The organism is Nonomuraea ceibae (assembly GCF_019396325.1).
GTDB lineage: Bacteria > Actinomycetota > Actinomycetes > Streptosporangiales > Streptosporangiaceae > Nonomuraea > Nonomuraea ceibae.
In genome coordinates, this window is sequence record NZ_JAHKRO010000084.1 from 1 (window position 1) to 20,350 (window position 20,350).

The 20,350-nt window shown below is 67.5% G+C and carries 24 protein-coding genes, 3 pseudogenes and 1 riboswitch; of the genes and pseudogenes, 13 read left to right on the plus strand and 14 right to left on the minus strand.

Annotated features, from left to right (window positions below; genetic code table 11):
• Positions 1 to 126 precede the first annotated feature (126 nt).
• A pseudogene (locus KME80_RS35690) lies at positions 127 to 270 on the minus strand (Tn3 family transposase); the annotation flags it as partial.
• Between the two features lie 984 nt (positions 271 to 1,254).
• A riboswitch (cyclic di-AMP (ydaO/yuaA leader) is annotated at positions 1,255 to 1,397 on the plus strand.
• A gap of 10 nt (positions 1,398 to 1,407) precedes the next feature.
• Here KME80_RS35690 and KME80_RS35695 point away from each other — a divergent pair.
• Together KME80_RS35695 and KME80_RS52205 are read left to right on the plus strand one after the other, a co-directional pair.
• Positions 1,408 to 2,304 (plus strand): D-alanyl-D-alanine carboxypeptidase family protein, encoded by an 897-nt coding sequence (locus KME80_RS35695; protein ID WP_219511387.1) that lies wholly within the window; start codon positions 1,408 to 1,410, stop codon positions 2,302 to 2,304.
• Between the two features lie 266 nt (positions 2,305 to 2,570).
• Positions 2,571 to 2,819, plus strand: coding sequence for an AzlD domain-containing protein (locus tag KME80_RS52205; RefSeq protein WP_219511390.1), 249 nt, complete (start codon positions 2,571 to 2,573; stop codon positions 2,817 to 2,819).
• Between the two features lie 495 nt (positions 2,820 to 3,314).
• Here the strand turns inward: KME80_RS52205 and KME80_RS35705 are convergent, their stop codons facing one another.
• Complete coding sequence (locus tag KME80_RS35705; protein WP_219511392.1) at positions 3,315 to 3,815, minus strand: MarR family winged helix-turn-helix transcriptional regulator; 501 nt, start codon at positions 3,813 to 3,815, stop codon at positions 3,315 to 3,317.
• Positions 3,816 to 3,884: 69 nt separating this feature from the next.
• Here KME80_RS35705 and KME80_RS35710 point away from each other — a divergent pair, with 69 nt between their 5' ends.
• Entirely contained in the window at positions 3,885 to 4,289 is a 405-nt protein-coding gene (locus KME80_RS35710) for a nuclear transport factor 2 family protein (RefSeq protein ID WP_219511394.1), read from the plus strand.
• A gap of 443 nt (positions 4,290 to 4,732) precedes the next feature.
• Here the strand turns inward: KME80_RS35710 and KME80_RS50955 are convergent, their stop codons facing one another.
• Positions 4,733 to 5,164 (minus strand): site-specific integrase, encoded by a 432-nt coding sequence (locus KME80_RS50955; RefSeq protein WP_308126062.1) that lies wholly within the window; start codon positions 5,162 to 5,164, stop codon positions 4,733 to 4,735.
• Between the two features lie 421 nt (positions 5,165 to 5,585).
• Here KME80_RS50955 and KME80_RS35720 point away from each other — a divergent pair, with 421 nt between their 5' ends.
• Both KME80_RS35720 and KME80_RS35725 read left to right on the plus strand, forming a co-directional pair.
• On the plus strand, positions 5,586 to 6,446 hold the full coding sequence (locus KME80_RS35720; RefSeq protein WP_219511396.1) for a class I SAM-dependent methyltransferase: 861 nt from the start codon (positions 5,586 to 5,588) through the stop codon (positions 6,444 to 6,446).
• A 47-nt stretch (positions 6,447 to 6,493) separates the two neighbouring features.
• Entirely contained in the window at positions 6,494 to 7,249 is a 756-nt protein-coding gene (locus KME80_RS35725; RefSeq protein WP_308126063.1) for a tyrosine-type recombinase/integrase, read from the plus strand.
• A 76-nt stretch (positions 7,250 to 7,325) separates the two neighbouring features.
• Here KME80_RS35725 and KME80_RS35730 read toward each other — a convergent pair whose 3' ends face one another.
• Complete coding sequence (locus KME80_RS35730; RefSeq protein ID WP_219511398.1) at positions 7,326 to 7,520, minus strand: RNA polymerase sigma factor; 195 nt, start codon at positions 7,518 to 7,520, stop codon at positions 7,326 to 7,328.
• A 251-nt stretch (positions 7,521 to 7,771) separates the two neighbouring features.
• Entirely contained in the window at positions 7,772 to 7,897 is a 126-nt protein-coding gene (locus tag KME80_RS52210) for a hypothetical protein (RefSeq protein WP_281427342.1), read from the minus strand.
• Positions 7,898 to 8,488: 591 nt separating this feature from the next.
• Here KME80_RS52210 and KME80_RS35740 point away from each other — a divergent pair.
• A complete protein-coding gene (locus tag KME80_RS35740; protein WP_219511400.1) occupies positions 8,489 to 8,641 on the plus strand; it encodes a transposase in 153 nt (50 codons plus the stop codon).
• 177 nt (positions 8,642 to 8,818) lie between these two features.
• Positions 8,819 to 10,390, plus strand: a complete 1,572-nt coding sequence (locus KME80_RS35745) for an FAD-dependent monooxygenase (RefSeq protein WP_219511402.1) — start codon at positions 8,819 to 8,821, stop codon at positions 10,388 to 10,390.
• Here the strand turns inward: KME80_RS35745 and KME80_RS35750 are convergent.
• From KME80_RS35750 to KME80_RS35760, 3 genes and pseudogenes are all read right to left on the minus strand, one after another.
• Positions 10,309 to 10,966 (minus strand): annotated as a pseudogene (locus tag KME80_RS35750) (alpha/beta hydrolase fold domain-containing protein); the annotation flags it as partial. The gene KME80_RS35745 and the pseudogene KME80_RS35750 sit on opposite strands and share 82 nt — an antisense overlap.
• A 104-nt stretch (positions 10,967 to 11,070) precedes the next feature.
• Positions 11,071 to 11,745 (minus strand): SDR family NAD(P)-dependent oxidoreductase, encoded by a 675-nt coding sequence (locus KME80_RS35755; RefSeq protein ID WP_219511404.1) that lies wholly within the window; start codon positions 11,743 to 11,745, stop codon positions 11,071 to 11,073.
• A gap of 892 nt (positions 11,746 to 12,637) precedes the next feature.
• Positions 12,638 to 12,874, minus strand: coding sequence for a Tn3 family transposase (locus KME80_RS35760; protein WP_372455412.1), 237 nt, complete (start codon positions 12,872 to 12,874; stop codon positions 12,638 to 12,640).
• A 176-nt stretch (positions 12,875 to 13,050) separates the two neighbouring features.
• Here KME80_RS35760 and KME80_RS50970 point away from each other — a divergent pair, with 176 nt between their 5' ends.
• Positions 13,051 to 13,284, plus strand: a complete 234-nt coding sequence (locus KME80_RS50970) for a DUF8817 family protein (protein ID WP_246646319.1) — start codon at positions 13,051 to 13,053, stop codon at positions 13,282 to 13,284.
• On the opposite strand, the gene KME80_RS35770 is transcribed toward KME80_RS50970, so the two are convergent.
• Positions 13,281 to 13,868 carry a TetR/AcrR family transcriptional regulator gene (locus tag KME80_RS35770; protein WP_246646320.1) on the minus strand — a complete coding sequence of 196 codons (588 nt, stop codon included), beginning with the start codon at positions 13,866 to 13,868 and terminating at the stop codon, positions 13,281 to 13,283. The two genes, KME80_RS50970 and KME80_RS35770, sit on opposite strands and share 4 nt — an antisense overlap.
• A gap of 139 nt (positions 13,869 to 14,007) precedes the next feature.
• Between KME80_RS35770 and KME80_RS35775 the strand changes: the two genes are divergently transcribed.
• Both KME80_RS35775 and KME80_RS35780 read left to right on the plus strand, forming a co-directional pair.
• The gene (locus KME80_RS35775) at positions 14,008 to 14,460 is read left to right on the plus strand and encodes an iron chaperone (protein WP_219511408.1); all 453 of its coding nucleotides are present in this window, start codon (positions 14,008 to 14,010) and stop codon (positions 14,458 to 14,460) included.
• A 240-nt stretch (positions 14,461 to 14,700) separates the two neighbouring features.
• Entirely contained in the window at positions 14,701 to 15,261 is a 561-nt protein-coding gene (locus tag KME80_RS35780; protein WP_219511409.1) for a DoxX family protein, read from the plus strand.
• Between the two features lie 31 nt (positions 15,262 to 15,292).
• Here KME80_RS35780 and KME80_RS50975 read toward each other — a convergent pair.
• Positions 15,293 to 15,903: pseudogene (locus KME80_RS50975) on the minus strand (IS5 family transposase); the annotation flags it as partial.
• Between the two features lie 79 nt (positions 15,904 to 15,982).
• Positions 15,983 to 16,615: a hypothetical protein gene (locus KME80_RS35790; protein WP_219511413.1), complete on the minus strand. Its 633-nt coding sequence runs from the start codon at positions 16,613 to 16,615 to the stop codon at positions 15,983 to 15,985.
• Positions 16,616 to 16,745: 130 nt separating this feature from the next.
• Here KME80_RS35790 and KME80_RS35795 point away from each other — a divergent pair, with 130 nt between their 5' ends.
• Entirely contained in the window at positions 16,746 to 17,504 is a 759-nt protein-coding gene (locus tag KME80_RS35795; RefSeq protein WP_219511414.1) for a TetR/AcrR family transcriptional regulator, read from the plus strand.
• A 49-nt stretch (positions 17,505 to 17,553) separates the two neighbouring features.
• On the opposite strand, the gene KME80_RS35800 is transcribed toward KME80_RS35795, so the two are convergent.
• Positions 17,554 to 17,940 carry an MmcQ/YjbR family DNA-binding protein gene (locus tag KME80_RS35800; protein WP_219511417.1) on the minus strand — a complete coding sequence of 129 codons (387 nt, stop codon included), beginning with the start codon at positions 17,938 to 17,940 and terminating at the stop codon, positions 17,554 to 17,556.
• A 459-nt stretch (positions 17,941 to 18,399) separates the two neighbouring features.
• Between KME80_RS35800 and KME80_RS35805 the strand changes: the two genes are divergently transcribed.
• Positions 18,400 to 18,738 carry an isoamylase early set domain-containing protein gene (locus tag KME80_RS35805; protein ID WP_308126064.1) on the plus strand — a complete coding sequence of 113 codons (339 nt, stop codon included), beginning with the start codon at positions 18,400 to 18,402 and terminating at the stop codon, positions 18,736 to 18,738.
• A 39-nt stretch (positions 18,739 to 18,777) separates the two neighbouring features.
• Positions 18,778 to 19,350 (plus strand): hemerythrin domain-containing protein, encoded by a 573-nt coding sequence (locus KME80_RS35810; protein WP_308126065.1) that lies wholly within the window; start codon positions 18,778 to 18,780, stop codon positions 19,348 to 19,350.
• A gap of 165 nt (positions 19,351 to 19,515) precedes the next feature.
• On the opposite strand, the gene KME80_RS50980 is transcribed toward KME80_RS35810, so the two are convergent.
• Together KME80_RS50980 and KME80_RS50985 are read right to left on the minus strand one after the other, a co-directional pair.
• Positions 19,516 to 19,830 carry a sigma-70 family RNA polymerase sigma factor gene (locus KME80_RS50980; protein WP_308126066.1) on the minus strand — a complete coding sequence of 105 codons (315 nt, stop codon included), beginning with the start codon at positions 19,828 to 19,830 and terminating at the stop codon, positions 19,516 to 19,518.
• A 162-nt stretch (positions 19,831 to 19,992) separates the two neighbouring features.
• Complete coding sequence (locus tag KME80_RS50985; RefSeq protein WP_246646321.1) at positions 19,993 to 20,253, minus strand: sigma-70 family RNA polymerase sigma factor; 261 nt, start codon at positions 20,251 to 20,253, stop codon at positions 19,993 to 19,995.
• Between the last annotated feature and the right edge of the window lie 97 nt (positions 20,254 to 20,350).

The window sequence follows — 20,350 nt, forward strand, 5'->3', positions numbered from 1 at the left end:
AAGCGGTTCGATCACCGCCCACAGTTCGTCGCTGACCTCCCACGGCTTCAGCCTGGCCACCGTGCTCCTCTCGCTCGGCTACAGCGAGAGATCAAAGCACAACAACGATCATTCTGTTAGGCGCTCTTAGGCCGGATGCGAGGCCGAGCGGGTGAACCTCGACAAGATCGCCTCGGTGGAGGCGGTGCCGGTCCGGATCACTGTGGCGTACTTGATCGCCTGGTCGTAGTTCTTGGCGATCAGGTCCCAGCGCACAGCCAGGCGCCGCTCGGCTACCTCATTCGCTGCCGGGCAGGCGGGGCGGACACCTCAGAGGGCCCACCGGAGCTTAAACAGCTGGGACCACACCTCACACCCTACGGTGACGCTATCGAGTCGAAATGCAGGACATGCCTGATCTCACGCTGCGCCTGCTGGTGTGGACCGCCGCCGCTGCATGAGTGATCCGATGACTACCGACGAGCTTTCCCAACCTGGCTGGTAGGCATCCGAGCAGAGGGAGATATAGCGATGTCCTGCACCCAGCTGCAATGGTGACGAGGTGGGAAGGGCTCCCGGGCAGCGGGCTGAGGTTCACAACCTGGGATCCCTCCATCGTCCAGGCGAGACGGGCCGACCGCAGACGACAAACAGCCGAATACCCACGCCATCTGGTGCCATCCGGGGGCTTGCCATGTCTTTGCACGCCACGCCAGGAGCGCCACCTATGAGGGATGCGTGAGCTGTGTGACAACGAGCTTCGACACTCGGAGCTTTCGCGACCAGCTCAGCAGACCCTTTTGGGGGATCGCTCTGCCCGGCTTGCGGCACCAGCAGCGGATGCCCCGGGACTACTCCCACCGCGACCTTGTCAGGCGGTGGTGTCACGCCCCCGCCCGAGCGCGCACAGTAGACCGGGCGGGGGCATCGCCATGTCCTGCTTCAGGTGGGTTCCAACGCTTCCGCCACGACCACGTCGTAGTCGTCACGTACGTCCTCGGCAGTGATGACTCGGTTCGGCACAGACTTCATCCGGGCCACTATGGCAAGCCTCACCGACAACCAGGGGCCACGACCGGCTCGCCCAGGCCTCTTGAGGTGCGGGGTCTGCACGCTGGGTTCGCTGGGATGGCGCCCGTCTTCTTGACCCCTGAGAGGCCAAACCGACATCCCGATTGAGGAGTTTTGACCCTTTTATGGCGATTTGCTACGTTAGTGGGCTACGGCAACGACGTGCCTCATGCCGTCGTTGCGATTCTTTGCCCGGACCGCGCCATCGCGCGGCCGCCTAATCCGCCGTCGAGCGGAGCCGGGGACCCACTCTCTTCTCGGGGTGAATCGGCGCCGACCTGAGCGCCGTAGGGCACTTCCACGCCCGAACCCGTCAGCTAACCCGGCAGGCGGAATGGAAGCTAGGAGCAATCCTTCATGCGTCTCGCCAATCGGCTCAGCCATGCCCTGCTCGGACTCGCCGTCACCGCCGGCGCCATGACCGCCGGGGCCGGCGCCGCCCAGGCCACCTCAGTGGCCACCACGGACGCCGCCACCCAGAGTCAGCACTCCGTCACCGACGCCCCCGCCGTGCCGAGCCGTGCCGCCTACCTGATGGACGCGCAGAGCGGCGAGGTGCACTTCAGCAAGGAAGCCGACTCGCGCAGGCCGGTCGCCAGCATCACCAAGGCGATGACCGCCTACACCGTGCTCAAGCAGGCCAAGCCGACCGACAAGGTCAAGGTCACCGCTGAGGACGTGGAGTATGCCGCCCAGGGTGGTGCGTCGGTGGCCGGTCTGCGTGCCGGCGACACGCTCACCGTCGAGGACCTGCTGTACGGGCTGATGCTCCCCTCCGGGGCCGACGCCGCGCACACACTCGCCCGCGCCTACGGGCCGAGCGTGCCGAAGTTCGTCGCCGAGATGAATGCCACGGCGCGTGAGCTCGGCATGAAGAACACCCACTACGTCAACGCGGACGGCATGCCCTATCGCGGCGGCGGCTACTCCACCGCCCGCGACCAGGCACTTCTCGCCAAGGCCGTGCTGAACGACAAGACGCTCAAGGAGGTCACCTCGACCCGCTACCACTCCGTCGACGCGACGTCGCAGCACGGTTCGTACGCCTGGAAGAACACCAACCGCCTGCTCGCCAACCCCGGCACCCTCGGCGTCAAGACCGGCTACACCCGGGCCGCGGGCTACACGCTGGCCTTCGGAGCCGAGCACGACGGCGAGCGCCTGGTCGGCGTAATCCTCGGCGCACCCAACTCCGGCCTCCGGTTCGACGCCGCGCAGACCCTCCTGGACTGGGCCGCCGCTCAGGGCCGGTGAGCCGCGACGGTCACGCTCCAGCCGCGGTCAGGAACGGACCAGCCGGGGACAGCGCCGGCCATACCGGCGCTCCTCGGACCAGCCCGGGCGTTGCGGGCCACGCCAGGGGCGTCCACCTGCGAGCGATTCGTAGGCCGGGTGCCACAATGAGTGCGGCGCTCACAGCTTGGCGACCGGCCCGGCAGAGCCTTTCGGGGGGATCGCTCTGCTCGGCTGTGGCACCAGCGGCGAACACTCTGGGACTCCCACCGCGACCTTGCCAGGCGGTGGCCGCCACGCCCCCGCCCGGCTACGCGCAATGGGCGGGGGCCCAGCATGCCCCCGCTGGCGTGATGGTGATCCTGGTCGTCTACTGCCTGCACGGCCTGCCGGTGACCGAGGTCCGCGCCGTGGCCCCCCTCACCGCCCTGGCCGTCACCGTCGGCCTGCACCTGTGGCGTCGCAACGCGCTGCTGAGCATCCTCGGCGGCACCGCCACCCACGTGATCCTGGCCAGTACGATCTTCGCCCCCTGAGCTGGGTATCGTCGGCCCCGACCAGAAGGACAAATGGTCGGCCATGACCTTCAATTCCACCTAAGGCTGTCTCGGTGCGCGCGTGACGCCTCCCGGCAAGGGCATGGACGACTCCGGAAGTTCGCCGGCAGACGTATGCGTGATTTGGGAGAGTCACGTGGCCGAATCCAATCCCATCAAGTCCGCGGCGGAGAAGGTGGTCGACGCCGTGACCGGCCACGGACACCGGCGAAGCCGGAGATCCCGGGCGTGCCCAACAGCGAGCCGCCTTCGCTGGAGGAACCCACCGAGCCGAGGGTGCCGCTGCCGCCGAAGCCGGACCAGAGCGGGCCGGACACGCTCTCCCTCACCGGTCGGCCCACCGGCCTCCCCAGGGCAAGGTCGCGCAGAGCGGCGCCTTCCTGACGACCGCGCAGGGCGTACGGCCGGTGTTCCGGTGGGGATCCCTGCATGGAGCACCACCCGAGGTCATTGCAGGCGCCAACGGCCGTCATTTCAGGTGAGGGAGGTGTCGCCGAGCGACTGCAGCAGGGTGCGCAGCGTGTTGGCCAGGCCGTCCGCTTGGTCGCGGTCGAGGGCCTGGAGCAGGCGCGTCTCGTTGGCGATGTGCAGGGCGAACAGGTCGTCAATGGTCTGCCGGCCGTGGAGGGTGAGCCGGATCCGCACCGTGCGGCGGTCGACGGCGTCGGGGACCCGTTCGACGAGGTTCTTGGCCACCATGCGGTCGATGCGCTTGGTGATGGCGCCCGAGGTGACCATGGACGCCTTGACGAGCCGGCCGGGGGTCAGCTCGTAGGGTTCGCCGGAACGGCGGAGGGTGGTCAGGACGTCGGCCTCGCTGTTGTCCAGGCCGTAGCGGCGGAAGAAGTCCTGGATCTCGGCCTCCAGCAGCCGGGCGAGCCGTTGGATGCGGCCCACCACTCCGACCGGCCAGATGTCGACGTCGGGGCGTTCCCGGCGCCAAGCGTCCATGACCGCGTCCACGGCGTCACCCATCCCGCACTCCTCTTGCTAGTCTCTTATCGGTATCTTACCAAGAAGAGGAATGAAGGAAGGTGTCTGTCCATGTCCCGCAACATGGAGGCGGTCCGGGCCGCCTACCAGGCGTTCACCGACGGCGATCTCGACCGGTTCATCGAGTCACTCGACCCCGGCTTCGTCTCCCGGCAGTCGACGGCGGTCCCGTGGCGCGGCACGTACCGGGGACATGAGGGCGTACGGGAGATGTTCGGCAAGCTGGCCGAACGCGCCGATGCCACGTACGAGCCGGCCCAGTTCATCGAGAGCGACGAGCACATCGTCGTCGTCGGCGACGCCCGCATCGCCCCCCGCGGCACCGGCGCGGCGACCCCCGTCCGGGAACTGCACGTCTGGCAGGTCGCCGACGGACGGCTGCTCGGCCTGCAGGTCTTCCTCAACGCCCCCGCACCTCTCCTGGCCGCACTCGAGGCTTCAGCAGCAGGTTCTTGACCACCGCACGATCGATCCCGGACACAAGGAGATCACGCTGTCCTGGCTGAACAGCGACTATCCACCCCCGCGTTATCACGCAGACCACGGTGAGGTAAGCGCACGTTTCCGCCCCGCCGATACCCCGGCCGACCTCATCACCTCGTCCGGCGGGCGGACCGACTCGCCACCAAGATATCGACCGGTGGAGAGTTCGGCCTCTACCGAGTCCGGATAACCCCCAGGCCGCCGGGACTAGCACCCACTTCCACAAGACGACGACCAAGTCGTTCTACATCGTGGCCGGCACCCTGCGGGTCTACGACGGCCGACGATGGCAAGCTTGCAGCGCGCCGTAACAACAATCCGGTCCTGAGGCGGGGCGAAAGCTGCTGACATCGAGAAACCGGATCCGGTGCTCGGAGCACAATCCTCTGTTGCGCTGGATTCGGCCCCGCCTTCCCCTACCGGGGCCTCCAAGACTCCAAACCGCGTCCTCCGGCCGCACCCTCACCACCGTCAAATCGGTTCCGATCCTCCAAGTGCTGCCAGCCGAGCAGGTCACCGGCATCGACGCCTGCGCGGCCGCCGGGCCCGTCCCAGCACCATGGGCTGCCTCTACTGTGGATCACGCCGATGCTCGACAGCTTGCGGCTGGCCGGCGACAGCTCGGTGAGCCCGGCCAGGTAGACGTGGACCGGTGCGGCGGTCAGCTCGGCTAGTTCTTCGCCGTGGTGGGCGGCGAAGGCGATCAGGTCGCCGCGGTAGGCGCGCCGGGTGTGTGCCGACTTCTCGGCGTTGGCCAGGTCGGTGAGGAAGTCGTCCAGATGGCGGGCGAGCGGGTGGGTACGGCCGAGCTGCTCGGCGATGACCAGATCCACCGTGCCGACCTCCACCGTTCGCGAAGTTGCCAGATAACCGGGAAACGAAGCGTGCGCGACGGACGGCGGCGGCCCAGCTCGCGCTCTACCGGTGATCGCTATCTTGCCAGATAGATGAGCTTATCTAAGACGGAGTTCTACGACATCGGCTACGACGCCATCGCCCAGCTCCACCGGTCCAGCCCCACGATCACGCGCCAGATCATTTTCACGGACAAGCTGCTCGCGAGCTGACCTGACCCTCGGCCGCTACGGCCGGGAATGGTTCTTCCTGGCCGCAGCATGGGCCATTTACCGGATAAACGCTAAAAAGAAGATCTGCTCTATTAATCGGCCCGTGATCGAAAATTAATTTCCCTATGCTATGATGTCCACATAAAAGCTGAAATTGCGTTTAGCATCGGCGTTCCCGGATCAACGAAAGGAACGGCCGCTCATGCATGAAGCGCAGCCCAGCCAGACCGCGGTTATGGCCGCCGCCGCCCGCGCGGCGCACCTCATCGTCGACCACGAGCCTTTCATCTTCCGCGACACCGTCGCCGCGACCCTGCTCGGCGAGCACACCGAGGAGCTGCTCGGCTACCACCGGATGCACGGCGACCACCTCGTGCTGTCCGGCACGCGCGGCCAGGTCACCGTCCGCAGCCACTACGCCGAGCGCCGCCTGGCCGAGCTCGCCCGCGACGGCCTCGAACAGTACGTGGTGCTGGGTGCCGGGCTCGACACCTTCGCCTACCGCTCGGAGCCGATCGGCCCGCGCGTCTTCGAGGTGGACCACCCCGCCACGCAGCAGTGGAAGCGTGAACTGGCGGACGCGGCCGGCCTCGTCCGGCCGGACGGCCTGACCTTCGCGCCGGTGGACTTCGAGTCCGGCGACCTGATGGACGGGCTGCGCGCGGCGGGATTCGATCCGGGCAGGCGCACCCTGGTGAGCTGGCTCGGCGTGGCCATGTACCTCACGCCGGAGGCGATCGCCGCCACGTTCGCCGTCGTCGGGCACTTCGCCCCGGGCAGCGAGCTGATCATGGAGTACGCCCTCCCACCCGGCCTGCGCGACGAGCGGGGCAGCGCCTACGCCGAGTTCGCCCAGCCCGCCGCCGCCGAGCGCGGCGAGCCCTGGCTGTCCTTCTTCACCCCCGACGAGCTGTCGGCCCTGCTCAAGCAGCACGGACTGGAGGCGGTCGAGCACGTGCGGCAGGCCGATTGCGTCGATCCGGGGCTGTGGGAGCGCTCCGACACTCTGCGGCCGGCCGACCTGTGCCGCCTGACCCGGGCCACCGTCACGAGCGCGGGCTGAAGCCTTCGGCCCGGCCCCCGGGGAGGCGGAGGCTGTCGAGTGTCAGCGTGAGCAGACGCTCGGCGCGGCCGGCGTCGGCGGCCCCTCGGCGATTGTTCAACCAGCCGTGGCTGACCTGGTGCCAGACCAAGAAGCACTGGGCCGCCCCATCGGTCCCGGCTGAGGCCGAACGCCGCAAAGAGAACGCCGATGAGACCCGCGCGGTCGCCAAGACCGCTATCCACCGGCTGCTGTCCCGCCGCGACATCCCGCTCCGGGAGAAGACGCTGTGGCGGATGCTCTATGAAACGGCGGCCAGAGCCTCGGAGATCTTGGCGCTGAACGTCGAGGACCTCGACCTGGAGCACCGCCGCGCCCCTGTCCGGTTCAAGGGCGGCGCGATCGAGTGGGTGTACTGGGACAGCGGCACTGCTCACCTGCTGCCCCGGCTCCTTCGCCTCCCCGACGGCACGTGTCGTACCCGAGGCCCGCTTTTCCTGTCCGAACGCCGCCCCGTCCCCGCCCGTCGCCCGCCCGCCGCCGACATCTGCCCGTACACCGGCCGCGCCCGCCTCGGCTACGACCGCGCCCGCGTCCTGCTCGACAAGTACGCCGGCCTCGACCTGCACCAGCTGCGCCACAGCGCCGCCACGCACCTCGGCGAGGCCGAAGTCCCGCTGCAGCTCATCATGGGCAAGACCCGGCACAAGAACCCCCGCACCGCCATGCGTTACGTCAAACCCGGAGCTGAGGCCATCGCGTCCACCCCGGCGCCGACACTGATCCGGGCTGTTCCGACAAGCTGTTGCCTGGACGCCTTATAGCGCCAGATTCGGTCCGATCTTCCGGACGCCCCAATCCGGAACGGAATGTCACGCCAAGCCACTTCCACCCGGTCCGCTAACGCGACTTTCCGTTCGTATGCTGCTCAACCCCCCGCTCCGGTAGGCGGCAGAGTTTTCGCCACGCGACCACAAAGGTCTCGCTGGCGATGTCCTTGGCCGTCTCCTGATCGGCTCGCAGCAGCACGTAGCTGAGCACGCTGCGGTAATGCTCCTCATACAACGCGGTGAGTCGCGCTTGTGAATCGTCCACGCCTGGCAATGACCTCAACAGCCCCTTGATTACCTGTCCGGAGAAAATGATCTCTAGGATCTCCTCCCAACGTTCTTGATATGTGTGATCTCAGCGTGAAACCGGGGTCAGGCACACGTCCCCAGACACCTGATACGCCCCATGGTCACAGTGGTGATCACGGGGGCCATTTCCGTCTTATCTACTTCGCCACCAGGGACGGTGGGTGGGCAGGGTCGAAGCACCGATGGTGAACTGCCGGCCGCGCATGATCATCGGCTTGGGTCGTGCACGCCGCCGGAGGAGATCACCGCCGACAGCGCGTTCAGGGGGTTGGCTATGGTGGCCACCGCTGCGGCGGTGGCCGACAGCCGCCGCCGCGACGACCCCACCGACATCGCCTCCTACTCAGGCCGCCGCCGCAACCGCGGCACTGCTGCGCGCCGAGGCCGGCCGCGAGCCCCACGACCGGGCCCTGCGCGAACTCATCGGTGAGCTGTCCACCAACTGGAGCTGACCGGCCAGTCCCTCGACTTGCCCCTGTCCGGCCGCACGGTGTACGACTTGACCAACTACACCGCCGAACCGGGCACCCCATCCGAAGACCACCTTAAACTTTGCGCCAGCCTGGCCGCCATCACGCAAAACCAGGCGACTCACGCAGGGCGGACCCGGCCTCGCTTCGCGCTCCCTACCGAGGCTAAGGCTCGTTCGATGACGGAAGAGGACAGTGGGCCACGACGCCCATGTCTCTAGGGTCTGATGCGTCTGCTGGCCGGGTCGGGGCCCTTCTGCCAGCGGGCCAGCGAGGCGACGGAGGCCGTGAGGGTGAGCCTGCTGAACGATGCCGCCGGTGTCGAGTCCTCGGGGTGTGTCCCGGTTCCGGAACGACGTCTACGCCTGCCTCAAAGCGCGGGCCGATGCATTGCTCAAGCTGATCGACGCGCTGTTGTGCGCCGAGGCCGGTGTGCTCACCGGTCGATCTGACCTTGTCGCCGGAGTATCGGCGTGGGCACGGCGCCTTGTATGGCGGGCTCAACCACGGCCGTCTGGACGTGAACCGGCTGCGCGAGGTGCTGGCCGGGCTGTTGCCGCGCTGGCCGGACGGGCGCATCGTCCTGGCGGTAGCTGTGTCGCCGTAGCTGTGTTCGGACGCCGCCTGCTCGGCCGAGCGGTTGTTCTGCCACGTCCACGGCCGGCCCCAGAGCGACGCTCTTCTGCGGCCGGGCTGGGTGGTGACGCGGTTGACGAGTGGGCGCTTGCCCACTATGAATGGGCAAGCGGTCACTTCAGCGCCGCCATGAAGGGAGAGCCTGTCCATGGACACTTCGGAAATGATGGATGTCGTCATCGTCGGCGCGGGGCCGGTAGGACTCACGCTGGCCTGCGAACTTGCCCGTCGCGACGTGCGTGTGCGGATCATCGATCGTGCCGACACCTACCCGGCCGGAACGCGGGCCCGCGGCGTCCGGGCCCGTACGCAGGAGGTATTCGAGGACATCGGCGTGCTCGGCCGCCTGATCGAACGGGCCGAGCCGCCTCGCCCCACCCGCTTCTACGACGCGCAGGGCGCCGTGGTGCGCGAGGCGGTGATGTACGACGCGCCCGCGGTGCCCGGCGCGCCCTACCCGGGCAGCCTCATGGTGGGGCAGCAGTTCACCGAAGCGGCCCTGCGCGAGCTGCTGGCGTCGCTCGGCGCCCGGGTGGAGCTCGGCGGCGAACTGGTCGGGCTCGCACAGGATCGCGACCACGTCACGGCATCGGTCCGGTTCGACAGGCAGCGCCATCACATCCGGTCGCGCTACCTCGTCGGATGCGACGGAGGCGGCAGCACCGTACGCAAGCAGGCCGGGATCGACTTCCTCGGGGAGACGCTGGAGCGGCAGCGGATGCTGTTCGGCAATCTCAGCGTCGACGGACTGGACGACTCGGTCGCGCACATGTGGGCCACCGGCCCGGGCGGCATGCTGACCCTGGCCCCGATGCCCCGCAGCGGGACCTGGTTCTTCACCGCGCCGCTGCCGCCGGACGGCCAGGAGCCGTCCTCGGTCTCGCTGGAGACCTTCGCCGACATCTTCGCGCAGCGGGTCGGGCTGCCCGGCGTGCGCTTCCGCGACGCGGTCTACCTCTCGGTGTACCAGGTCAACATCCGCATGGTGGACCGGTATCGGGAGGGCCGCGTCTTCCTGGCGGGAGACGCTGCCCACGTGCACACACCCGCCGGCGGCCAGGGCATGAACACCGGCGTTCAGGACGCCTACAACCTCGGCTGGAAGCTCGCGCACGTCCTGCGCGGAGCGCCCGAACCGCTGCTCGACACCTACGAGGAGGAGCGTCTGCCGATCGCCGCGCACGTCCTGGCCTCGACCACCGCCCGGGGCAGGTTCTGGGCCGGCGGCGACGCCGGACGCGTGTCGGAGCGCATCGTTGGCGCGTTCCAGGGCCAGGACCCGTTCAGCGACGTCAGCCAGCTGAGCATCACCTACCGGGGCGGCAGCCTGGCCCGCGACCTGGACGAGGCGATCGGCATCCGCGCCGGCGATCGCGCCCCGGACGCCCACTGCGCCAAGCCCGCGACCGGCGAGCGGGTGAGGCTGTTCGGCCTGTTCCGCGGCACGCACTTCACGCTGCTCGTCTTCGGCCCCAAGCCCGCCCCCCGGGTGGGACGCGCCGATGTGCACACGTATCGCATCGTCCGCCCGGGCCTCCCTCACGGCGACGGCGAACGCGTGCTCCTCGACCCGGAGGGACAGGCCCACGACCTCTACGGGGTCGACGGCGACGGCCTCGTGCTGATCCGCCCTGACGGCTATGTCACCCTCGCAGGAGGCGACTGGGACGGCCGATCAGTGTCCGGCCACCTCGAACGCACGATGGCGTCTCCGGCCTGATCACGCAGGTCAGCAGGGTCCGCTCCACTCGCTGACGCGTCGCAGCAGGGTTGCCGCGACGGGGAACGCGGTCGCGTGGAAGGCATGGGCATACCGTCATGGATGTCGAGCCGGCAGCTCGCTCCCGCGGCCGACGCGGCCCGTGCGAGTAGCTGCGCGTCGTCGAGGACGATCTCGTGCGAGCCGACGGCGAGCAGGAGCGGCGGCAGTTCCCGCAGGTCACTGTGCAGAGGTGGCTGAGGTGATCGGCCGGGATCGGCTCCGGCCAGGTAGTCGGCGCGGATCCGGTGGAGCATGGCGCGGTCGAGGATGTCCATACCTTCGTTGGCGGTGATCGACGGGCTGGTCAGAGTGAGGTCAGCGATCGGGGACACTGCCACCGCCGGGGAGTGGGGTGCCGGCCTGCTTGAGCGCCAGGAGCGCCGACAGCAGCAGTGTCGCGCCGGCGGATTCTCCGGCCAGGATGATCTGGGTGGCGGGTACGCCCTGGTCGAGCAGGTTTCGATAGGCGCCGATCACGTCGAGGATCGCCGCCGGGCAGGGGCGGGCGGGAGCCAGGCGATAGTCCACCGCGAAGGCGGGGCGGCGGGTGGCCGGGGAGAGCCGGAAACAGGACGCGCTCCAGCGGGGGGTTCCTGCGCGAGAACCCGCCCCCTTGCACGTAGAGCGTCACATTGGCCTCAGTGGCGGGCAGGCGTACGGGCTGCGGCGCGGTGACCCAGCCTCCAGGGGATTCCGCCCGAATGCGGCAGAACCGGGGTCAGGTGGGCCGCGGGATCCAGCCGGGGCGGACGCGAGTGCGAGGCCGCCGCCGAGCACAGGAACGCCACCACCGAGGCGACCTCACCCGGCCGCCCGAGGCGCCCGGCCGGGATGCGGGCCAGGACCTGCGCCGTGGCCCGGGGGTCGTCGAGGACGCCCCTGGCCAGCGGGGTGATCACGAAGCCGGGGGCGACGGCGTTGACCCTGATGCCGTCGGAGGCGTACTCGGCCGCCAGCGACCTGGTGAGCTGGGAGACCCCGCCCTTGCTCGCGCTGTAGGCGGGCCGGTCCCGGCTGCCGAAGAAGGCGAACATGGACGAGACGTTCACGATGGCGCCGCCGCTCCCGGCCAGGGACGGGCGGGCGGCCTCGCAGGCGACCATGGTGGCGGTGAGGTTGATCTCGATGACCCGCTGCCAGCGGGCCAGGTCGTACTCCTCGCGGTCGTGGCTGACGCCCGCGCAGTTCACCAGGACGTCCAGCGGCCCGCCCGTGGACAGCAGCCCGCTCAGCCCGGCGCGGTCCAGCACGTCGTGCTCCACGACGCGGACGCGCGGGTGGCCGGGCAGGTCGGCGCTGATGCCGCCCGTCATCCCGTGAGCATTACCACCTGAGAGTGCTTGCAGTTCGCCCCACAGGTCTGCCAGCTTGTCGGTGACTGAAGACCAACGACTTTTAATCCGAGCTCGAACTCGGCCACTGCCTGCACCCCGCCGAAGGCCCCTGCGAATGCGACCTCTACCTACGCTACCGAAGTTCTTCACCACCAGTGAGTACGCCCCCGACTACGGGATCGGCTGGTCCTCGAACAACAGCTCATCCAGGACGCCATCGAACGCGGCTGGCTCCGCGAAGCTGAACGCCACACAGCAATCTCAGGCCGCATCTGCGAACTGCTCACCGATCTCGGCGAGTCAACTGAGAACGGCCCGGCACCGAGAACTGTCGCTGACGTCGGATCGAACCCTCGTCATGACTTAAACCGACATGAGGCCTGGACAAGTATGGCGACTGCTTCGAGACGGGACCCCAATCGGGGAGATCCACATCACCGATGCAGACTTCCCCTGGCTCAACGGGCGGTTCTTCGCCGGAGACGGCTTCGAGGACGTCCGCCACCTTTTGAGGCAGAGTTCGCCCTCATCGACCACGAGGGCGAACTCGACGTGGAGGCATGGGAATCGGCCTACGAGCAGATCACTGACAGGCTCATCCTGGTCAAAGGTGACGGCACGCCAGTCGCTCCACATCAAGGACACCGAACCTGGTTCCGCTGGAGCGACGAACCCCTTCGACACCCATGAGTGACCAGGCACCCAGGACAGGACCCTAACGACTCGGCAACATGTCCAGCTAAAAGTTGATGTGGTCGTACTGGATTGGTGACAGCCCCGCGCACATCTCATCGGTGACCGGGGAATCCCTGCTTGCGCAGATACTTGACGGCAGCATCCAGATACAGGTTGTTCCACCAGATGACCGCATTCAACGCCAGGCCCAGACTTCCCAGCTGGTCCCCAGACCCTCGCGGTAGCGCTGACACTGCTGGCCCCGGTTGCCGAAGGCGATCTTCCGCGCCACCCGGTGGCGGGCCTCCTGCGCGTTCAGCTGTGTGCCGATTATCCGCCGATAGCCTTCGTCGGCGATGAACTGCAGCAGCCACGGATGGGCGCGGCAGGTGGCCAGGTCGCAGTGGGCCACCTCGGACAGCCGGCGCGCCATCCCACTGCGGCGTCGGTAAGGGCCGGGTTCCGGCGGCGTGCTCGGCCATCAGCTCGGGGCAGTTCGGTCTTTCCCGGCACGTACGTGTACAGCGACGTGATCGCGATGCCGAGCGCCTGGGCCAGCCTGCGCATCGACAGGGCGAAGGGACCGGCGCGGTCGGCCAGAGCGATGGCTTGCGCGCTGAATCGCTCATTCCCTGTCTGCCATGCTGCTGTCTCGACGACGTCCTGCCGTTCTACACGGCGCTCGGGTTCGACGTGACCTACCGGAAGGAGCGCCCCAATCCGTACGCCGCCGTCCGTCGCGGCGGCATCGAGCTGCACTCCTTCGGCGTCCCAGAGTTCGATCCAGCCGAGTCGATGGGGAACGTGATCGTTCAGGTGAACGGCACCGAGGTGCTGCACTAGTCCTTCGCCGCGGGGCTCATGCCGGTGAAGAGGGCATCGAGGACGCGATCGACGTAGTCACGGGTCATGGGCTCCTGACTGATCAGAAATCTGTAGTACAGAGGTCCGGACAGTATTGTCATGACCAGATCGAGATCGAAACGGGACGCGACCTGCCCCGCGTCCTGGGCCGCCTTGAACCTGGCGATGGTCTTGTCCGTCTGTGGGCGGATGAAGCGTTCGTTGAGGCCCGCAGCCACCGCGGGGTTGTGCTGTGCCTCACCGACCAAGGCCCGGTAGAGCGGACCGTACGGTGGAGTGGCCAGCAGGTCCACAGCCGCATAGATTTGCTGGCGCAGGTCGGCCAGGACATCACCGGTGCCGGGATAGTCGAGGACGGGCCCGTCCAGCGACAGCAGCGAATCCAGGAACAGCGCGCCCTTCGAGGGCCATCGGCGGTAGATCGTGTGCTTGCTGACACCGGCGCGCGCCGCGACCGCCTCGATGGTCAGCTTGGCGTAGCCGGTCTCCTGAGCCAGGGCAAGCGTGGCTTGCATGATCACTATGGTACGGGTGGCGGCGCGCTCCGGCTGGATACTGATCATCCCATCCACTTTAGCGGCACGGCACGTGCCGTATTGACAAGTATGGCTAGGCGCATCCAGACTGGCCACGTTCTCAGAACGGCACGGCACGTGCCGTACTGCGGAGTTCCAGAATCAAGCCCCCCAGGAGGAACCAGCCATGAGCGACCCCGCAAGCAACACATACGAGGGATTCACGGCCGAGGAACGGGCTGCGATGAAGGAGCACGCCCAGGATCAGAAGAAGGCGGCGCGTCGCAGCTCACGCGCGGACAGGGAGGCGCAGGACCTGCGTGACGTACTGGCGAAGATCGCCGAAATGCCGAAATCGGACCGGATCATGGCCGAATGTGTCCATGCCATCATCACCGCCAGCGCTCCGGTTCTCGCGCCGAAGCTGTGGTACGGCATGCCCGCCTACGCACTGGACGGCAAGATCGTCTGCCACTTCCAAAGCGCAGCGAAGTTCAAGACCCGCTACGCCACGCTTGGGTTCAGCGACCAGGCGACGCTGGACGAGGGCACGATGTGGCCGGTCGGATTCGCCCTGACCGAAGTGACGGCCGAGGTTGAGGCACGGATCGCCGTGCTCGTAAAGCACGCGGTGAGCTGACGCGCGCTCGTCCGGGCAGCAGGCGTCGTCAGAGAAGGGCCCGCCCATGAAACTCCGGGGGTACGAGGTGACCAGGCAAGAGCCGGTCTGCCCTGCTCTCCACCTCTGCGGTCTGATCAGTCTGACTTCGTCCACCTCAACAACAGTGCCCACGCACAGACGATGGCCAGGGCGGCCTCATATCCCTAGGTCCACCAAGCTCTCCCCCGCCAACCCCGACAAGAAAGGAAACGACAAGACATGAACCAGCATGGCAGCGAGAACCTGCTCAACGTCACGGATGTGGAGCAGCGACGCGGACGGAGGTTCACGCTGCACGGCGCACTCTGGGCACTCCAACTGCTGTTCGGCTTCTTCTTCGCCGGCAGCGGTTTCGGCAAGGTGCTGATGTACGACGCAGCTCTGTATGCGGCAGCGCCCCAGGCCGTGGCCTGGTACGCGGCGGTCCCGCAGCCCCTGATCGTCTTCATCGGGGTCTGCGAGGTACTGGGCGGCGTCGGCCTGATCCTGCCGGCGATGACGAGAGTCCAACCGATGCTGACGCCGCTCGCCGCCGTTGGCCTGACGCTGACGATGATCCTCGCGACCGGTTTTCACATCCTGCGCGGCGAATACGAATTGGTGCCTGCGAATCTCTTGTTGGGCGGCGCCGCGGCGTACATCGCGGTCGGACGATGGAGGCTCAGGGTCATCGCGCCTGCGGTCATCACCAGCTCACGCGTACTCCAGTCCTTGGCGGTCCTCGTAGTGTTGGCCCTGGCGGCTTTCGCTCCGACCTGGTACACGATGACCAACGCCTGATTCTGATCACTTCTGGGGTAGGCTTGTAGCGCTAACGCAATGAGGTGAGGCGTCGCCAGCAGACGAGGGCGCAGGCCAGTTTGAGGAAGGCTCCGTGGATGTCCGCGCGGACTTCCCAGCGGATGCGCAGGCGGCGAAGGCGTGCAGGGAGCGAAGGTCTGCTGGACGACCCAGCGTTGTTTGACCAGGCCGGAGCCGTGTGCGATGCCGCGGCGGCCGATCAGCGGGCGGATCTGCAGTTCTCGGACCAGGCGGCGGTACTTGTCGTGGTCGTAGCCGCGGTCGGCGAGCACCACGTTCGGGCGCCGGCGGGGTCGGTCGCGCTTGCCACGCACCTCGGGGATAGCGTCCCAGCAGCGGGCGGAGCTGGGTGACGTCGCCCGCGGTTGGCGCCCGTCAGGATGACGGCGAGTGGGATGCCAGTGGCGTCGGCGATCAGGTGATGTTTGCTGCCGGTCCGGTCTCGATCGACCGGGGACGGGCCGGTCTGCGGCCCCCTTTCAGCGCCCTGATCTGCGTGGAGTCCACCGCAGCGCGGGAGAAGTCGAGGACGTCGGCGGCCCGCAGCCGGTCCAGCAGGACCTTGTGCGGCCGCTGCCACACGCCGGAGGCGTTCCACTCGGCCAGCCGCCTCCAGCACGTCGAGCGCCGGTTGTGGCGGCCCTCGCGCACCCGCTTCACATACCCGTCCTGGTGAACGCTGCACGGACCGTTCTAGGTCTCAACCCGCCGCTGCCGCAGTGGCGAGCGGTAGGGACCGGAGCCGGATCATGACCAGGACCACGGCGGCAGCGGGACCGATCCCCCAGGCCACAGGCGCGACGGCCCCCATAATCGCGGTGGAGTCAAGGAAGAGCCCGAGCGCGCCGCCCAGGCTGAACACGCCGGTGACCGTGAAGATGGCGCCGATGCCACGACCTTGGAAGGCCGGCGCCATGAAGAGGCAGGCGAGGGAGAAGAACACGCCCCAGCCGAGCAGCTCGAGGGTGAACGTCAGCGACGGCCAGCCGTAGGGCTGGAACCAGTCCAGACCTGCCGTCCGGCCCAGGCCGGGGCTCTGCCTGACCATGGTCAGCGCCACGAACCGGTTGGCGCAGGTGCATACGGCGCACAGGACGACGAACGTCAGCGAGATGAGCGTGTACACCTGCCTGTCGGCCGGGGCGGCCAGATGGATGGCGGCCCACAGCGGCACCATGGTCAGCCCCGCGAGCAGCATGATCACGTGAAACGTCGTGAGGAAGGGCTCGTGAGGCGGGAACGGCAGCCCGCGTGCCGTCATCACCGCGAGCGCCGCCATGTAGGCCACGAGCAGGGCGACGAACCCGCCGCCCGCCCAGATCCCTACGGACACTGCCGTTGTTCTCTTCCTCATGAGCCTGCCTCTCATCGATAGTGGCGTATCTCGTACACCATAATGGTTAATTATCTACGCCACTATAGGGTTGCTCCGGAACGCCTGCAGCACAAGGGGGACGGACGCGATGGGTGAGCAGCACAGGAGACCCAGACCAGCGGGCATCGAGCTGGCCTGGCACGTCTCCCGCGTCCGGGATACTCAGGACACGCACAGACCGGGCCCGCGGCCGGGCCTCACCCTGGAACGGATCGTCGCGACCGCAATCGACCTCGCCGACCGCGAAGGGCTCGGCGCCGTGTCGCTGGCGCGCGTGGCCACCGCGCTTGGCACCGCGACGACCTCGCTGTACCGGCACGTCCGCTCCAAGGACGACCTCATCGTGGTGATGCGCGACGCCGCCGCCGCACCGCCGCCCAACCTGCCGGACCCCGACCCCGGACGCTGGCAGGAATCCCTCGCCGGCATCGCCGGGCAGATCTACGACCTCTTCCGCCGGCACCCGTGGGTGCTGCAGGTGCCCGCCTTCGGCCCGCCGAACACGCCGAACGACCTGCTGTGGGGCGAGCACATGCTCAAGGCCCTGTCACAGACCCGGCTGAGCCCGCACAACCAGCTCCGCGCCGTCACCCTGATCTTCGGCTACGTCCGCGAACAGGCCCGCCTCACCCTCGATCCGATCATCGCCGACGGCGGCGACGCCGCGGCCGGCGACTACTTCCGCTTCCTCGCAAGGGTCATGACGCCGGATCGATACCCCATGTTCTGCCGCCTCTTCGCCGACCAGGCGAACACCGAATCCATCGGCTACAGCGCCGAGGACTTCCGGTTCGGCCTGAACCGCATCCTGGCCGGACTGACCGAACTCGACCGGGAAGGCGACTGACCAGTCCCGCTTCCGACGCGGCATCCACCTGGAGAGGTCCATGCGGCACTCAAGCATCGGCCCCCGAGAGCCGGGAGAACTCACTGACTTCGTCGGATGCGATCATCAGACGCTTGAGCGCTTTGTTACGCCAGGCGAGTACCACCAGTTCACGCATACGCTCTGCCGTCACCTTTGCCAGGACGACGCGGAGACCGACGAAGATCCGGCCGTGCGGTCCACCCGCGCGCCACACCTCTTCGTAGATCTCCGGCTCTTCGGTGACCGCTGTCTGCGCGTCCGCCTGAGTTACGGACACGATGGCGGTGGTCTCGCCCTTCTCCACTCCGGCGAATGGCTTCCCCGCGACCTTGAACGACGGAAGCCTGAAGTGCGTCGCCTCCTCGACTTCAGGAAGCACCATGGCACACTGACGGATGTCCTCAATCCCGATCATGAGACGCAGTCTAGGGAACACGCAGAGCACTCTCACCGATCTGCACCCAGCCAAGAACGAAGAACTTGCCGCAGTCCACTAACTGCTCACCAGGGCAAGATCCACGCCTCCGGAACAGGCACTCAACGCTCTGGCCCTGTCGCTACGGCGCAGTGCCGGACGATATTGGCGGCGGGTTCTGGCCGCAGGTGCGTTCCAGAAGGCCTGCGCCACCCGAACTACATCAAACCGGCGGGTGCCATCTGTCACGCGGTATCCGGCGGCTCGACGCGCAAGGCAAGACAGCGGGCAAGCACTCGCCAAGATCGCTTTCTAACGCTGTGTCGACCCTGCCTACGCATCTTCCGCGTCTTCTCATGGTGTCAAGGCGCGCCTCGGCCCCCGATGCCGTGGCTTTGTTGCAGCATTTGACGGCGAGGTGCGCCCCTACCACCCGAGACGCGTCTGGAGAGGCCCCAGGTGATCAGGCTAGGCGAGCCGAACAGCGACGGCATGGTCGATGTCATCTTCACCCTGCCCGCGGAGATTCCCGGGCACGTGTCGGTCGTGGGTGACTTCAACCACTGGGACCCCCGCGCCCACCCCATGACCCGTACCCAGCATGGCACCCACACCGCCACAGTGACGCTGCCTCCGGGCACCAGCATCTGCTTCCGCTACCTGGCCGAGGGCGGCCGCTGGCTGGATGACCTGGACGTCGACGCTCGCGACGAACGCGGTGGCATCGTGCATGTTTCGGCCTCTGTCACCGGGCACGAGAAGGCCGGGCAGGGGCGCGCCGCCTGGTTGACGGGCTGACTCCTGCCCGCAGACGTCACCCCCAAGGAGGATCTCGACGTGGGCGAGCAACAAGACGAGCAGCAGGACGTCATCACCGTGCTGGTCACTGACCACCGCGAAGTCGAGCAGATGTTCTCCCAGCTCGAACAGATGGCTGGCGACGCCAGCGAGCAGGCCAAGACGCTGGCCGAGAAGGTGGTGATCGAGCTGGTCCGCCACTCGGTCGCCGAGGAGGAATACCTTTACCCGGCCGTACGCGAGCACATGCCGGGCGGGCCCGAACTGGCCGACCATGAGATCGCTGAGCATGCCGAGGCCGAGGAGACGATGAAGCGGCTGGAGGCGCTGGAGCCGGCCGACGACGAATTCTGGCCTACGCTGCGCTCGCTGATGCAGCAGATCCGTCACCACGTCGACGAAGAGGAGAACGACCTGTTCCCTCGCCTGCGGCTGGCCTGCTCCGGCGAGCAGCTCATCGAGCTGGGCGGCAAGGTGACCCGGGCCAAGAAGATGGCGCCCACCCGGCCGCACCCGTCCGCCCCCGACACCCCGCCCGGTAACAAACTGCTGGCGCCTGGCACCGGCTTGGTCGACCGCATGCGCGACGCCCTCTCTGGCCGGGGACGATGAGTAAGGAATCCTTTCGATTCCATGGCCTGCGGCGAGGGTAGGGGCCTGTTTCTGGCCAGGTGTTACGGATCTTCTCCCGGTCCTGGCGAATGAGGGCGGGGCACGGTTGTCCTGGCTGTCAACCGTGCCCCGCTCGACCGTGCCCCGCTCGACGCAGTGGTGCCGTCAGGTGGAAAGCTGTTTGCGTTGCTGTGTCAGGACAGCGCGCACAATGCGGGAGACGTGTATCTGGGAGATGCCGAGCTCGGCGGCAATCTCGGCCTGGGTCATGTTGCCGTAGAAGCGCATCAGCAGAATCTTCTTCTCCCGGTGCGGCAGCGCGTCGATGAGTGGCTTGACGGCGTGCGGGTCGATCAACATGGTCAATGATTCGTCGTGTTCGGGCAGGAGGTCGCCGAGGCTGGCCGATTCGTCGCTCTTGGCCGGTGCGTCGAGAGACAGGGTGCGGTTAGCGGTGGAGGCTTCAAGGGCGAGCGGCACCTCTTCCGCGGTGATGCTCCTTTTGTCCGCCAGTTTCGGCGACGGTCGGCGATCGTCCGAACACTTGAGTGAGGTCGGAGATGCTCTGGTTGAGCTCCGAGCGGCGTTCCTGGTAGATGCGCGGCACCCGGACGGCCCAAGTGCGGTTGCGGAAATGCCGCTTCACCCGCCCAGCATGGTAACGGCCGCGTAGCCGCGAAAGTCATGGCCGAGGCTGGCGTCGAAGCCATTGATCGCCTTCATCAGGCCGACGTAGGCGGCCTGCAACAGGTCTTCGAGCGGTTCGCCGCTGTAGGCGTAGCGGCGGGCGGTCTCGCGCACCATCCCGCTGTGCATCTCCACCAGGCGTTCGCGTAACCGCAGCCGGTGGGTGTCGGAGGTTTCCGGGTCGACCGTCTGAAGGAGGAGTTCCTCGGCGCTCATGTGGTTGAGCGCTACTTCCGTGGCCGTCCTCTGTCCTGCTCTCTGTACCGGGCAGGCTGCTCTGTCACAGGAAGAATGCCCAGACAGAAGCGCCGCC